The organism is Thiocapsa sp. C2-2m, from assembly GCF_041903745.1.
Lineage (GTDB): Bacteria > Pseudomonadota > Gammaproteobacteria > Chromatiales > Chromatiaceae > Thiocapsa > Thiocapsa roseilacustris.
Genome location: NZ_JBBWVD010000038.1, coordinates 38,676 through 53,266 on the forward strand (window position 1 = coordinate 38,676; position 14,591 = coordinate 53,266).

Below are 14,591 nucleotides of genomic sequence, written 5' to 3' on the forward strand. Positions count from 1 at the left end.
CCGCGCCGGATTTGCGCCCTATACGACAGCGGCGATCGCCCGCCAGCCCGGAGCTCTGCCTGACCGTCGGTCGATCGGCCTCGGTGCGAACCTGCGACCGAGGCCGTGAGAGCCGTCAGCTCCCCGGTCGAGGCGGGGGAGGGGGCCCGACCGGGATCGGGATGTAGACGCAGCCAGGTGCGGTGCGAGCGATCGAGGTGGTTGAAGTGATCATCTGTTGTTCTCCATAGAAGGTCTTGGGACGATGAAAGGCTGACGGGACCGCATTGGTCCGAGTCTGGCTTTCACCTTGTCGCGTTGAAAAAAGTGCCGGTATTCACCGACACACCGGTCAAGCACTCCGGACGCGCACCGCTTCCGTTCAGCAGATCCGGTGCGACGTCCAGGCACGCAAGAGGCGGGCGGGTCTCGCTCGTAAGACCGGCCCATCGTGGCACGTGGCGCAGAGCGCCACGGGGCATGCGTGACACCGCAGAGCGGGTGTCACGAGCGACTGATGTTTTGGGTGGCCGGTCTTACGAGCGAGGCCGGCGGGCGGACTCAGGTCGCCACGGCAGGCGTGGCGTTCACGGCCCCGCACACCCGGCAATCCGTACCCATGGACAGCCGTTCCCGCGCTACGAGCGTGCCGGATTGCAGGTCGACCTGCAGCAGGTCGCGGACACCGAGGCCGGCGGTGCGGCGCTGGATCTCGGTCACCAGAAGGCCGGCGGTCACCGCGTTGAGGCTCATCACCGCCGGCGCGGCGACATCCGGCACATAGCCGTCGCTCAGGGCACGCGCGGCGACCTCGCCCCCGGCATAGGCGCGTGCCTCGATGGACGCCTGTCCCGGCGAGAGCCGACCGCTGCAGATCGGGCAATAGCGTCCGATCTCGGCGCCCGTCACCTCGGCGCGCAGACCGACGATCGCGCCATCCTCGGCGAGCGTGATGTCGGTTCCGGCCTGGAGATACTCGCGGCCATGATCCAGCGCCAGTTGCAGCGCCATGGTACGGCTCAGGTCGTTGTCGGTCACCGCCAGGATCAGGTCGCAGCGGGCCAGGGCGCGCTGGGCGGCGCCTGAGCGGTAGATGTCATGCGCGAGGGCAGAGATCTCCGGCGCCAGACCCAGACTGACCGACGCCTGACGGATCATCCGCTTGGCCACGCGCACCTTGAGGCGTCCGAGATCGCGGCGGGTAACACCCGGCAGACGGTTGAGGTTCGTCTCCTCGACAGTATCCGGGTCGATCAGCACGAAGCGCCGGAAGCCCGCGCGCGCCAACTGCTCGACGACCAGCAGGCCGAGTCCGCCGACCCCGAGCACGCCGACACGCATCTGATCCGCCGCCGTACGCAGTCCGGGACCAAATGCGCGCTGGCGCTCGAGCGCAGGCGATCCGTCGCTGGACGGATCCGCCACCATCGGGGCCAGTCCCAGAAACAACCGCCCGGGCTGAGTCTGACCGCGCGTCCACAGGCGGGCGCGCGGCACGCCGCCGGTCGGCCACACCAGGCTCCAGTAGCCGGGTACGCCCTGTTCGGCCAGCCATTGCGACAGGCGCGACTCGGCCGCATCGTCGGTGGTGCTGAACCGGTCGACGCCGGGCGGATGACTGTGCAGATGCACCGCCAGCCACCCCTGGCGCGCCACCTGGACCGCCCAGCGGTTCAGCCGCGCCGAGGCGGCATCCGTCAGGCTCAGTCCGCCGGCGGCAGTGTGGGCATAGTCCTCCGGGTCGAGGGTGAGCAGTTGCTCCACCAGCGCCGTCGGCGGTGCGCCGCGTTCGGTGCGCAGCGGCCGTGCGACGGCAAAGGCGAAGCGTTCCTGGAAGGGTTCCGGGTGCAGGAGCGCCCGCAGGCGCTCGGCCAGCCCCCAGGGAACCCGCAGCACGGGTTCCGTCCTCATCAGGACACCGCCCGATCCGCGAAGAAGGCCAGGGTCACGGTCAGGTAGCTGACCAGGGTGTGATGCCCGGGCCGCCAGGTGTCGGCCACGCCGCAGTACCAGTGCCAGCCCTCGCCGGAGAGGTCCGGCGCGCCGTGGTAGGCACGGTTGTGGAACAGGTGGCTGCGGTCCAGTTGCGCGCTGGCCGCGCCCGTGGCCAGGTAGAAGCCGATGGGCGCGGTGAGCGGGTAGGTCTTGGGCAGCAGCACCAGTGCATCGGTGCGCACGCCGCCCGGCAGGGTCAGACCGCGCAGGCGCAGCCGCCAACCCTCGGGGCTCGGCTCGGGCTGGCCGATGCCGCCGAAGCCGGAGCGGCGCAGGCCCTCCAGCTCACGGCGCAGGGCCTCGGGCAGCGGCGCGCCGCCCTTGACCACGCGCGGACCGGCGGAAAAGGTGTCGCCCGGCTTGACGGACACCTCGGCGTCCTTGACCACCTGCCCGGTGCGCACGCCCTGGTCGATGCCGGAGCGGTAGAGGCTCTCGTTCGGCCCCAGGCCCAGCAGGTCGGCCAGCTCGTCGTGCCGGATGCGCCCGTAGCCGGTGGCGCGCACAAAGCCGAGCTCATCGCGTTTCAGTGCCATCAGTGGTGTCCTCCGATCTGGTTGAGTGCGGTGTCGAGGTCGATGACCGAGTAGGCGGCGCGGCGCAGGTCGCTCGCGAGCATCTGCGGGCGGGCGAGCACCTCGGTGCGGATGCCAGCATCGCGCAAGGCCCACACCATCGGGGCGAAGTCACCGTCGGCCGCGGCCAGCACCACGAAGTCGGGACGCAGCCGCAGTGCCAGCGACAGGGTGGCGATCACCAGCCGCTGGTCGTCCGACTGCTTGAACGCGCCGTCGGGCTGACGCTTCGCCGGCGCCGGAATCACGCGGGCGCCGGCCTCCTCGAGGGCGTGCCGCTTGCGCGTGAAGTTGACCTTGTTGGCGGCGATTGCCTCCGGGTTGTCGTCGGCGACGCGCTCGACCAGCGTCACCAGCGTCTCCGTCAGATCGACCCCGTCGCCGGCGATCAGCTCGCGCATGCCCTCGATGGGGAAGTAGGGGTGCCCCAACTCGCGCGCGACGATCTCGCACGGGGTCAGGTCGATGGCAAGAATCTTCTTGATCATGGAAAACCTCGAACACATGTGGATGGCGCCCCTCCGTTCGGGAGAGGCAAACGATGGTTGTTGGAGCGGTTCGGAAACGGGATTGGTTCGATGTGGATGTCGCGCGGGCGGCGGCGAGCGCCACGGTTTCCCCGCGTCGGTCTTCCGCCCTGTCGTGACGGAAAAAACGGGGCGCTCACCGAAGAGTCGATCGGTGCTGCGCCGGCTTGAGCGCTCGGCAAGCCGAGGCGCCCGAAGCAATGTGGCGCGTCACCTCAGGGGTTAGGGTCGACACTGACGCCAGACCTTGTCCACCTGCTGGCCGTAGAGCGGACTGCCGGCGCCGATCCCGTCGCGCAGACAGGTTTGAATCCGTTCGAGCCGGCGACAGGTCTCGGCCTTCGACACTGACTTCGGGATCCCGTCCAGTGCCGTTTTCACGGCGTTGTTGTAGCCCGCGTGATAACCCTGATGCGGACGGATGGGACCCGGGGCCGGCACCTTGGCGCCCGGCATGCAGAGCCCGTTGACGGCGGCGTTGATGTCCAGAGCGCACTTCTGCACCGCGCGATGCTGTTCCAGCGCCACCGGGATGAGGTGATGCGCCTGCCAGCCCAACTGGCAGACCTTGTTCACGGCCTGCATGTTGCCGCGCAACGCCGTACCGTATTGCGAGCGCGGCATCGCACCGGACGCTTTCGGCGCGGAGTGCTTCGCCGTGGCTGCTTCGCTCAGGCGTTTCAGCGCATGCAGCCAGCTTGCTTGGGCAGGGGCCGAGCCGACCATGCCCAGCATGCCGAGGCACAAAACGACGCAGACCAGACGGCGCGAAGCAATGACGGGCATGGACATGTCTCCCTCCAGGGACGATAAGCGAAGGTGGCGGTGGATGGGCGCGCGGGGATACGCTCCCCGCGCGCGGCGCTCAACGGCACTCCGCACCGTCGAGCGCACGGCCGACCGCCGCGCCGGCCTCGGAGCCTGCGTAGCCGCCGCCGATCCCTCCGAGCACGGTCCCGGTGGCAGTCGCGGCGGCCACCACGGCGGTGCAGCTCGCCACGGCGCTGAGACCGCCGGTCACCGGCGCCAGCGCGACGCCACCGAGGCACAGCATGCTGCCGGCCCAAGTGCCGAGTGAGCTGCCGACGGAAGCGCCGGCTATGCCGCCACCGATCCCCCCGCCGGTTGCCCCGCCGTACTCGCCGTAGCAGTCGGCGGACACGGGTGGAGTCACCAGCAGGGCGCTCAGCGCCAGAGCAGGAAGTACAGTTTTCATCATCGATCTCCGAAACGTCAGGGTGGCTCTATCAACGAGCAGATCCAACGCAATGAACCGCGGTCGATCCCTGGCGGCGTCGTGGGACGCCGCCTTCAAGCTGTCGCGAGTGAAATACCCCGGGGTTTTACCGGCAGGCCGGTCGCTCGCCTCAGACCGCGCCGCTCGCGACGTGCGAGCGTTTTGCCGCGATCAGCCCCTCGCCGCGCTCGCCGAGCCGGCGCAGTTGTACGCGCAGGTTCCGGGTTGCCCGGAAGTCGGAGGGCGAGAACGGGACCGGGATGAAGTCCAGGGTGCGCTCGCTGCGCAGGCGCCCGTGGCGTCCGCCCCGCTCCCACTTGAGCCAGGGGTACTGCCGCAAGGTCTGCGAGACGACAGCGCGGACATCGGGATTGGTCGAGATCATCATTTTGGGAACCCTCGGCAAGATCTGTTAGGTGTGGGACAAGCACGGCCGCCCGGGTCGCGCTTGGGCGGCCCGGATCGGTCTTTCATCCTGTCGTGTCGGGAAAATCGGTGGCTTTCACCGGAAAGCCGGTTTGATGGTGTCTGCCGTGGCCGACCCTTGCGGGTCGGGTCGGCCGGCAGCCCTAGCGGCCGGCGCGACGGCCGGCGGCGTAGCCGCGGCGACTGCCGCGACGCTTGCCGGCGGCGTAGCCGCGACGACTGCCGTCCTGCTTGCCGGCGCCGTAGAGGCTGGCGCCCATCGCGACCAGGCCGGCCACGAACAGGAAGGTGAACAACGCAGCAAAGAAATCGCCCATGATTGGCTCCTCACGAGATGACAACGAGTGGATCGGCGGGGCGGCCAAGTGCCGTCCCCGCCATTGTTCTTTCACCTTCTCGCGTCTCGGAAAGCAGCGGTTTTCACCGACGAATCGGTCAATCCAGTCAAGCGACCTCTGCCAGCGCCTCAGGCTCGTCGCCGTCCGGCCCGGTATCACCCAACGCACCCAGCAGCTGGGCAAGCAAGCGCTGCATCGGCTCGAGTGCCAGACGATGGCCCTCGCGGTACCAGGCCGCGTAGAAGACAGAGCGCCCCTCGGAATCGAGACGTACTCCGTCGGTCGGGCTGTCGGTAAACTGCGCCGGTTTGAACAGCGCCTGACGCACCAGCAGGCCATGCACCCAGTCATCCAGCACCGCACGCGCCGGTTCGAGCAGATCCAGCGCCAGTGACTCGCGATCCGGATGCAGCGCATGCAGAAAACCGAGCTGAACATCGAGTCCGGCCTGGATCGCCAGCGGTGTCGCCTGGCCCTGAGCCAGGGTGTAGGCCAGCGACATCAGCGCATTGACCGGATCTCGCGGCGGACGGCGCGAGCGCCCGTGGAAGGCGAAGGTGCCGGTGTGCGCATAGCGCGTTTCCAGAGCACCGAAGTGCTTGACCGTCGCCGCCCCTTCCACGCCCATCAGAGCGGAGAAGTCACGGGCAAGCGTTGCCATGCGCATGGCGCGGTAGAACGCGTCTTCCAGCTCCGGGGTATGCCGATGCGCGCACTCGGCCATGCTGGCGAGCTTGGCGCACACCACGCGCCGTGCCAGATCCAGCCGCTGCTCGGAATCGGCATAGGCCAGATGTTGCAGATGGCGCCGCCGGACATGCCGGTGCGGCAAGTGCGCCACGCCGACCGCGGGTGCGCGTCCGCGCTTGGGCAGCGTCGTGAAGGGCACGGCGTGGGCGGCCAGCGCCTGCAGGACGCCGGTACTCAACTTCACATCGCCGTGCAACAGCACCGAGCCGAGCGCGCGCAGACCGATGCGCTCGCGCCGCCCGTCGGCATGGGTGAGGACCAGTGTCTCGTGCGTTCCCTTCTCCAGGGTTGCGCCGGCACGATCGACGACCAGGGCCAGATGTCCGCTCATGTTGGTTCACCAATGATGGGTTGCGATCGGGATCAACCACGGCGCCGCATGCTCGTCCATCCGCCACAGCGCCCGGCTGGCGCCAAGCGGATAGGCCCACAAACGATCGCTCGTCTCCAGATGGATGGAACAGCGTTTCAACAAGGCCGCCAGCCGTGTCGCGGGGGCGCGCAGCCAATAGACCGAGCGCTGCACCATCGCGCACTCCGCGGCCACCTCGGCGCCCACGGCACGCAATGCCGCCGTATCGGAGATGTCGTAACAGACCATGAAGTTGCCGATGTTCGCGCGCAGCCGCTCGGGTGTGCCGCACACGCCGCCGGATTGCGCCTCGGCTTGCAGGCCAGCCTTGCCCCAGACCAGTCGCAAGCCATCCAGCGGCCACCAGGCGGCCAGCCGATCCACGCTCGGATCACAGCAAGCGCTGACCTCGTTCAACAGTCGGCGCAGCTCGCCGGGGCCGAGCAAGGTTTCGTAGACCGAATACTGTTTGGCATGGTTGACCGCATCGAGCACCCGCCGCACGGCGCGCGCTCGACTGGGTGAACCGATGTCGTAGGCCACCACCATCAGGCGCGATGTCCCCCTTCCTGCAATGGTGATCAACATAGCGCGACTCCTCCAGACGCCGGATTGTCGTTGGAGACGGAACGGCGACCTTGAGCTGTAGCGAGGCCGGGGTTCGGGTGATAACATCGTTGCGCACTACAGGTTCGGCGCGCATAGAGTCTTTTCGTCCTGTCGTATGGTAAAAACAGGTAACTTTCACCGGAAATCCGGTAAGTCGGGTGTCCGCCGACACGGCGGTACCAGTCCGGACGAGTCGGGTTCCGTGGTCAAGCGACTGAACCGCAAGTGTTTTGCGTCTTTGAGTTGTAGGGTCCTTCATTCCCGACGTGCAGAGACACGCTGGAAACCGAAAATCGACTGCTATACTCGGAAGATTTTAGTCCTTCATTCCCGACGTGCAGAGACACGCTGGAAACTAGGTCCACAAAAACGATTTATTACTCATTTGGTCCTTCATTCCCGACGTGCAGAGACACGCTGGAAACCCGCAGCCGTTGCCGGGATGTTCGATGTTCAGTCCTTCATTCCCGACGTGCAGAGACACGCTGGAAACCCTGATCGATGTCAAAATGCACAGACAGTGCGTCCTTCATTCCCGACGTGCAGAGACACGCTGGAAACATTCTGCATACGGGCTGGCCGCGACGCTCGATGTCCTTCATTCCCGACGTGCAGAGACACGCTGGAAACAGCGTCCTGATTTAGCTTCCACGCACTGTCGTGTCCTTCATTCCCGACGTGCAGAGACACGCTGGAAACACCAAACAATTTCGTCGGCGACCTTGTTATGTCCTTCATTCCCGACGTGCAGAGACACGCTGGAAACCATACTCGAAAGTCTCGGCACCTGCGCCTTTTGGTCCTTCATTCCCGACGTGCAGAGACACGCTGGAAACGAACCTCATGAATACCATCGTCGAGGGTTGTTAAGTCCTTCATTCCCGACGTGCAGAGACACGCTGGAAACCGAACCAAATCCAGCAATGTTTGCAGTCAGGTCCTTCATTCCCGACGTGCAGAGACACGCTGGAAACATTTCTAAGACTATCCACGATTCGTGTAAGAGTCCTTCATTCCCGACGTGCAGAGACACGCTGGAAACATTAGTTTGCTCATCGAAGACGTACAAGCGTCCTTCATTCCCGACGTGCAGAGACACGCTGGAAACCCTCTTCTAAGGTTGCATAAGATCCTCCGAAACGTCCTTCATTCCCGACGTGCAGAGACACGCTGGAAACGAATGTATTACCAATACGGAGGGCGGGGAATGTCCTTCATTCCCGACGTGCAGAGACACGCTGGAAACCCTTTCGGACACACCGACCAACCGCCGAACATCCGTCCTTCATTCCCGACGTGCAGAGACACGCTGGAAACCATCAAGAATACATTAATTGTAAAAGGTAAAGTCCTTCATTCCCGACGTGCAGAGACACGCTGGAAACTATATTTCTTACGATGCCTTGGCTCACAAGCTGTCCTTCATTCCCGACGTGCAGAGACACGCTGGAAACTGTCGGGCCAAAAACTACCAGCATTTATATATGTTCTTCATTCCCGACGTGCAGAGACACGCTGGAAACAATCGTTGATCGAGCATTCGTTTTCGACCTTGAGTCCTTCATTCCCGACGTGCAGAGACACGCTGGAAACGAACAGGAACTACATACGAAGTTGCATTATCGTCCTTCATTCCCGACGTGCAGAGACACGCTGGAAACTTGAACTTGTATCCAATGATTGAATATATTTTGTCCTTCATTCCCGACGTGCAGAGACACGCTGGAAACTGTCCTTCCACTCGTCCTTGGTCTTGTGGACTTGTCCTTCATTCCCGACGTGCAGAGACACGCTGGAAACAAGGGCGGGGGTTCGGTCGGCCAACCGGGAATGTCCTTCATTCCCGACGTGCAGAGACACGCTGGAAACAAATACCAAGAGCTTGTACATCCTGACATTATGTCCTTCATTCCCGACGTGCAGAGACACGCTGGAAACCTTATTGCCAGTATGTCTTACTGCACGAGTAAGTCCTTCATTCCCGACGTGCAGAGACACGCTGGAAACATGCTTTCGCGCTTCTCCTTCGCCGCCTCGCTGTCCTTCATTCCCGACGTGCAGAGACACGCTGGAAACCGAAATGGGTTTTGAGTATCGCGTAGTTTTGTGTCCTTCATTCCCGACGTGCAGAGACACGCTGGAAACCATTGTATTATAAAATATTATATGTATATTTAGTCCTTCATTCCCGACGTGCAGAGACACGCTGGAAACTGTGATTTTATATTTTGTATTTTTAAGATCGTCGTCCTTCATTCCCGACGTGCAGAGACACGCTGGAAACTAAAGACAAAATGTAATTACTAGACTCTGTAGTCCTTCATTCCCGACGTGCAGAGACACGCTGGAAACTACTCGATTATCCTACATTTGATCATTTTCCGTCCTTCATTCCCGACGTGCAGAGACACGCTGGAAACGTATATAGTTTATATTTTAAATTCAACTAAGGTCCTTCATTCCCGACGTGCAGAGACACGCTGGAAACTTACCTCGTCGAAAACCTCGATCATGTTCCCGTCCTTCATTCCCGACGTGCAGAGACACGCTGGAAACATTTAAATAAAAATTTAAGTCCATGTTTAACTGTCCTTCATTCCCGACGTGCAGAGACACGCTGGAAACGGGAAGAAGTTCCTGAAATTACAACTGAATTGTCCTTCATTCCCGACGTGCAGAGACACGCTGGAAACAGAAAACCACCAACGGCATCTGGCCCCTTTGAGGTCCTTCATTCCCGACGTGCAGAGACACGCTGGAAACGATCCAGACGCTGGCGTAGACGACACTGGCTTGTCCTTCATTCCCGACGTGCAGAGACACGCTGGAAACAGTTACTTTGATTTCCGCCTCTGGCGGAAAGTCCTTCATTCCCGACGTGCAGAGACACGCTGGAAACATTAATTGAAGTATCAAATTTAAAAGTAATAAGTCCTTCATTCCCGACGTGCAGAGACACGCTGGAAACGCTTTTGCGGGTTTCTTCAGACTTATGCCGGTCCTTCATTCCCGACGTGCAGAGACACGCTGGAAACTGTATATAATGAAGATTTAAATTCAACATATGTCCTTCATTCCCGACGTGCAGAGACACGCTGGAAACGTTCGGTCGGCCACTCGGGTTTTATTTACGTCCTTCATTCCCGACGTGCAGAGACACGCTGGAAACCGGATTCTGTTATGCATCCGTGAGCGTCCGACGTCCTTCATTCCCGACGTGCAGAGACACGCTGGAAACCGTGGTTAAGCCTCCTACAGGTTCAGGACGTGAGTCCTTCATTCCCGACGTGCAGAGACACGCTGGAAACGCGGCCTGCCTTTAGATCTGCCTCGCTGTACGGTCCTTCATTCCCGACGTGCAGAGACACGCTGGAAACGCTCGCGCGTGTAAATGCCGTCGACCAGGGGTCCTTCATTCCCGACGTGCAGAGACACGCTGGAAACTATACGAACGGCGAGTTTACGATGAAACTTGTCCTTCATTCCCGACGTGCAGAGACACGCTGGAAACCATTTGGTGCACTGGGAAATGTTTTAGCAGGGGTCCTTCATTCCCGACGTGCAGAGACACGCTGGAAACTTTCATCAGTGCCTCCACAGGCTTTGTTGTCCTTCATTCCCGACGTGCAGAGACACGCTGGAAACCATTCTATCAAACTTTCTGCTAAGTTCTTTTGTCCTTCATTCCCGACGTGCAGAGACACGCTGGAAACTCATACCCTTCTCCTTTTTGATTTAAGGTGTCCTTCATTCCCGACGTGCAGAGACACGCTGGAAACGGTATGCCATTTCTGTTCTCCTTACTCGGTCCTTCATTCCCGACGTGCAGAGACACGCTGGAAACGTTGCCGTCACCGCTGATGAAAAAACGTGAGTGTCCTTCATTCCCGACGTGCAGAGACACGCTGGAAACATGAGGTGAGGGTAAGGATGTTCACTCGCGCATGTCCTTCATTCCCGACGTGCAGAGACACGCTGGAAACCATCGTGAAAGGCCGGCACGGGGACAGCCGCAGTCCTTCATTCCCGACGTGCAGAGACACGCTGGAAACCCACCCATTGTGGTGCATGGCGCTGCGCAAAGTCCTTCATTCCCGACGTGCAGAGACACGCTGGAAACTAACGCAGGATGAAGGAACAGCAAGACACGTCGTCCTTCATTCCCGACGTGCAGAGACACGCTGGAAACTTTATGTAATTCTTGTAATGAGGAGGGTCAACGGTCCTTCATTCCCGACGTGCAGAGACACGCTGGAAACGCGTCAAGTGCGCGGCAAATCTCAATTCCGGAGTCCTTCATTCCCGACGTGCAGAGACACGCTGGAAACTGACATAACGGCTCATTTCTGAGTCGTCATATGTCCTTCATTCCCGACGTGCAGAGACACGCTGGAAACGTAAATACCGTCGTCAAGAGTTGTTAGATGATGTCCTTCATTCCCGACGTGCAGAGACACGCTGGAAACTTTTCTCCACCATCAAGAAGTTTGACAAAAGAAGTCCTTCATTCCCGACGTGCAGAGACACGCTGGAAACATAACGGTTGTACCCTTTCGGGTGGTATGCGGTCCTTCATTCCCGACGTGCAGAGACACGCTGGAAACTCATATTAGTGTGAATTGCGTAATAACGTTTGTCCTTCATTCCCGACGTGCAGAGACACGCTGGAAACCTTTAGATGTTGATGCACCCGCAGTTACTAGGTCCTTCATTCCCGACGTGCAGAGACACGCTGGAAACTATGATCTAGCGGAGTAATTGTATTAATCGTGCGTCCTTCATTCCCGACGTGCAGAGACACGCTGGAAACGAGTAAGAGTTTCGGATGTCATATTCCAAAAGTCCTTCATTCCCGACGTGCAGAGACACGCTGGAAACAATCAACCACTCGGGATGAGCGTACAGAATGAGTCCTTCATTCCCGACGTGCAGAGACACGCTGGAAACTGTATACAATACAACAGAACCACCAGTAAAGTCCTTCATTCCCGACGTGCAGAGACACGCTGGAAACTCCCAATAATCTGTTTACGATTTTTAAAGATTGTCCTTCATTCCCGACGTGCAGAGACACGCTGGAAACTCAATTGTTTTAACAAATACATTATTTATTAATCGTCCTTCATTCCCGACGTGCAGAGACACGCTGGAAACGCCACGAACCGATACCCCTCGAAAGTTTCCGGTCCTTCATTCCCGACGTGCAGAGACACGCTGGAAACATTAATTGCGCATCACATGGAAACCGTAATCGGTCCTTCATTCCCGACGTGCAGAGACACGCTGGAAACTGAATAATACTTTCCACTTATAATTTCCAAATATGTCCTTCATTCCCGACGTGCAGAGACACGCTGGAAACTTATTACAAATTAGATAATTTCAAAAGTAATGTCCTTCATTCCCGACGTGCAGAGACACGCTGGAAACTTTTCCCATACGTATCGATACCACAAATGGAATTGTCCTTCATTCCCGACGTGCAGAGACACGCTGGAAACATAATGAAAATTTAGAACTTATTTCTACATTGTCCTTCATTCCCGACGTGCAGAGACACGCTGGAAACCATATCCGTTCCCTTCATTCAGTTTGAGGTACGTCCTTCATTCCCGACGTGCAGAGACACGCTGGAAACATTTGTAATGCAGATGAATCGTTCATTGATTTGTCCTTCATTCCCGACGTGCAGAGACACGCTGGAAACATTTAGATTGGAAGTTATATTTTCCACTTCGTCCTTCATTCCCGACGTGCAGAGACACGCTGGAAACTCATTCCGCTCTCTCCTTTTTAGTTTGAGGTACGTCCTTCATTCCCGACGTGCAGAGACACGCTGGAAACTTTGGGCAACGCCTGAACCAAAGAAATCAAAGGTCCTTCATTCCCGACGTGCAGAGACACGCTGGAAACCTTGCTCCCGGAACTGCGCGTAGAGGTCCATCGTCCTTCATTCCCGACGTGCAGAGACACGCTGGAAACCCTCAGCCCTGATTAAACGGTGTCGGCGTCGAGTCCTTCATTCCCGACGTGCAGAGACACGCCGGAAACCTTTTTGGCTGCGACCCTATGCTTATGCGGTTTGTCCTTCATTCCCGACGTGCAGAGACACGCTGGAAACGAGTTGATCGATTCGGAGTGGGTGAGCCATCAGTCCTTCATTCCCGACGTGCAGAGACACGCTGGAAACAGTGCCTGTCAGTAGCTCCGGCCCCAACTGCTGTCCTTCATTCCCGACGTGCAGAGACACGCTGGAAACAAAACTCCGGTGAAATTTGCCTTTTCCCAAAGTCCTTCATTCCCGACGTGCAGAGACACGCTGGAAACACCGAGATGCCACCAGAGCCTGAGAACCCTTCAGTCCTTCATTCCCGACGTGCAGAGACACGCTGGAAACGTGTTGAACGTGACGATGGCTCGCATGGCAAAGTCCTTCATTCCCGACGTGCAGAGACACGCTGGAAACCCGCAAGCCTCGCAGGATGGGAGTTCGATGCGTCCTTCATTCCCGACGTGCAGAGACACGCTGGAAACCCTGCGTGCGCACCGACAGCGGCACGGCCCCGGTCCTTCATTCCCGACGTGCAGAGACACGCTGGAAACCCATCCAGCTTTGGAACCCGACCGGGCAATAGGTCCTTCATTCCCGACGTGCAGAGACACGCTGGAAACCACTTCGAGGTATGTCTTGACATCGTATGCGATGTCCTTCATTCCCGACGTGCAGAGACACGCTGGAAACATACATCTCTTTTCTCCTTGTGATAAGTACTAGTCCTTCATTCCCGACGTGCAGAGACACGCTGGAAACCGAGCACTTCGCCTTCAATGGTTGTCATTTGACAGTCCTTCATTCCCGACGTGCAGAGACACGCTGGAAACGTTGTCAATGTGATATTCGTACATCGAATTGCGTCCTTCATTCCCGACGTGCAGAGACACGCTGGAAACATCCGATACCCTCTGGAATCGACGACTTAGATGTCCTTCATTCCCGACGTGCAGAGACACGCTGGAAACACTCCGTTGATGATCAGGTCCATCGTATAAAGGTCCTTCATTCCCGACGTGCAGAGACACGCTGGAAACTTTAAATCTGCGTTCCAAGGACGCCTTTGATGTGTCCTTCATTCCCGACGTGCAGAGACACGCTGGAAACTCTGACGTTCCAACTCCTTCAACTACTCCTTTTGGTCCTTCATTCCCGACGTGCAGAGACACGCTGGAAACGTCCATGCGGCGCTTCACGAAAGCGACTAGAGTCCTTCATTCCCGACGTGCAGAGACACGCTGGAAACGTGGGCGTCGTCGAGCATCAGGACCAGGCGACGGTCCTTCATTCCCGACGTGCAGAGACACGCTGGAAACCGCGCGACCCAACCCACTTCCAAACTCCATTTTGTCCTTCATTCCCGACGTGCAGAGACACGCTGGAAACGTATCGTTGCCGGGCAGGCGTCCTCGAGATACTGTCCTTCATTCCCGACGTGCAGAGACACGCTGGAAACTTTTTGCCCGCAACGGCGGGATGATCCACCTATGTCCTTCATTCCAGACGTGCAGAGACACGCTGGAAACATATTCATCGAACCGTTTGCTCCAATAAATCGTCCTTCATTCCCGACGTGCAGAGACACGCTGGAAACTTCCTTGTAAAGAACGAACCCGTGTGTAGAAAGTCCGTAACTGTTCAGGTCAGCTTGCCAAACAACCCCTTGGGGCGGTAAGTTTGCAACATGCCTAAGCCGCCATCGACAACCGACAGCCCCGACAGCAAAGATGCCGAACTGGCGCGGTTGCGGG

At 59.2% G+C, this 14,591-nt stretch carries 9 protein-coding genes and 1 CRISPR repeat array; all 9 genes read right to left on the reverse strand.

Annotated elements, in window-relative coordinates; genetic code table 11:
• Positions 1 to 540: 540 nt before the first annotated feature.
• Positions 541 to 1,890, reverse strand: coding sequence for a ThiF family adenylyltransferase (locus tag AADX97_RS23630; protein ID WP_374235013.1), 1,350 nt, complete (start codon positions 1,888 to 1,890; stop codon positions 541 to 543).
• Positions 1,890 to 2,510 carry a hypothetical protein gene (locus AADX97_RS23635; RefSeq protein ID WP_374235015.1) on the reverse strand — a complete coding sequence of 207 codons (621 nt, stop codon included), beginning with the start codon at positions 2,508 to 2,510 and terminating at the stop codon, positions 1,890 to 1,892. Before AADX97_RS23635 ends, AADX97_RS23630 begins: the two co-directional genes overlap by 1 nt.
• Positions 2,510 to 3,037 (reverse strand): NYN domain-containing protein, encoded by a 528-nt coding sequence (locus tag AADX97_RS23640; protein ID WP_374235017.1) that lies wholly within the window; start codon positions 3,035 to 3,037, stop codon positions 2,510 to 2,512. Before AADX97_RS23640 ends, AADX97_RS23635 begins: the two co-directional genes overlap by 1 nt.
• A gap of 261 nt (positions 3,038 to 3,298) precedes the next feature.
• Positions 3,299 to 3,868 carry an AHH domain-containing protein gene (locus AADX97_RS23645; RefSeq protein WP_374238830.1) on the reverse strand — a complete coding sequence of 190 codons (570 nt, stop codon included), beginning with the start codon at positions 3,866 to 3,868 and terminating at the stop codon, positions 3,299 to 3,301.
• Between the two features lie 73 nt (positions 3,869 to 3,941).
• Complete coding sequence (locus AADX97_RS23650) at positions 3,942 to 4,292, reverse strand: hypothetical protein (protein ID WP_374238831.1); 351 nt, start codon at positions 4,290 to 4,292, stop codon at positions 3,942 to 3,944.
• A 151-nt stretch (positions 4,293 to 4,443) separates the two neighbouring features.
• Positions 4,444 to 4,701 carry a hypothetical protein gene (locus AADX97_RS23655; RefSeq protein ID WP_374235023.1) on the reverse strand — a complete coding sequence of 86 codons (258 nt, stop codon included), beginning with the start codon at positions 4,699 to 4,701 and terminating at the stop codon, positions 4,444 to 4,446.
• 181 nt (positions 4,702 to 4,882) lie between these two features.
• Positions 4,883 to 5,056, reverse strand: a complete 174-nt coding sequence (locus AADX97_RS23660) for a hypothetical protein (RefSeq protein WP_374235025.1) — start codon at positions 5,054 to 5,056, stop codon at positions 4,883 to 4,885.
• 127 nt (positions 5,057 to 5,183) lie between these two features.
• Positions 5,184 to 6,158, reverse strand: a complete 975-nt coding sequence (gene cas1 / locus AADX97_RS23665; protein ID WP_374235026.1) for a CRISPR-associated endonuclease Cas1 — start codon at positions 6,156 to 6,158, stop codon at positions 5,184 to 5,186.
• Between the two features lie 6 nt (positions 6,159 to 6,164).
• A complete protein-coding gene (locus AADX97_RS23670) occupies positions 6,165 to 6,767 on the reverse strand; it encodes a hypothetical protein (RefSeq protein WP_374235027.1) in 603 nt (200 codons plus the stop codon).
• Between the two features lie 271 nt (positions 6,768 to 7,038).
• Positions 7,039 to 14,434: direct repeats of the CRISPR family, unit length 37 nt; unit sequence GTCCTTCATTCCCGACGTGCAGAGACACGCTGGAAAC.
• The last annotated feature ends 157 nt before the right edge of the window (positions 14,435 to 14,591 follow it).

Bases quoted from the DNA above. Each gene is read 5' to 3' on its own strand.
- AADX97_RS23630 (WP_374235013.1), bottom strand. From the start codon at position 1,890: ATGAGGACGGAACCCGTGCTGCGGGTTCCCTGGGGGCTGGCCGAGCGC.
- AADX97_RS23635 (WP_374235015.1), bottom strand. From the start codon at position 2,510: ATGGCACTGAAACGCGATGAGCTCGGCTTTGTGCGCGCCACCGGCTAC.
- AADX97_RS23640 (WP_374235017.1), bottom strand. From the start codon at position 3,037: ATGATCAAGAAGATTCTTGCCATCGACCTGACCCCGTGCGAGATCGTC.
- AADX97_RS23645 (WP_374238830.1), bottom strand. From the start codon at position 3,868: ATGTCCATGCCCGTCATTGCTTCGCGCCGTCTGGTCTGCGTCGTTTTG.
- AADX97_RS23650 (WP_374238831.1), bottom strand. From the start codon at position 4,292: ATGAAAACTGTACTTCCTGCTCTGGCGCTGAGCGCCCTGCTGGTGACT.
- AADX97_RS23655 (WP_374235023.1), bottom strand. From the start codon at position 4,701: ATGATGATCTCGACCAATCCCGATGTCCGCGCTGTCGTCTCGCAGACC.
- AADX97_RS23660 (WP_374235025.1), bottom strand. From the start codon at position 5,056: ATGGGCGATTTCTTTGCTGCGTTGTTCACCTTCCTGTTCGTGGCCGGC.
- cas1 (WP_374235026.1), bottom strand. From the start codon at position 6,158: ATGAGCGGACATCTGGCCCTGGTCGTCGATCGTGCCGGCGCAACCCTG.
- AADX97_RS23670 (WP_374235027.1), bottom strand. From the start codon at position 6,767: ATGTTGATCACCATTGCAGGAAGGGGGACATCGCGCCTGATGGTGGTG.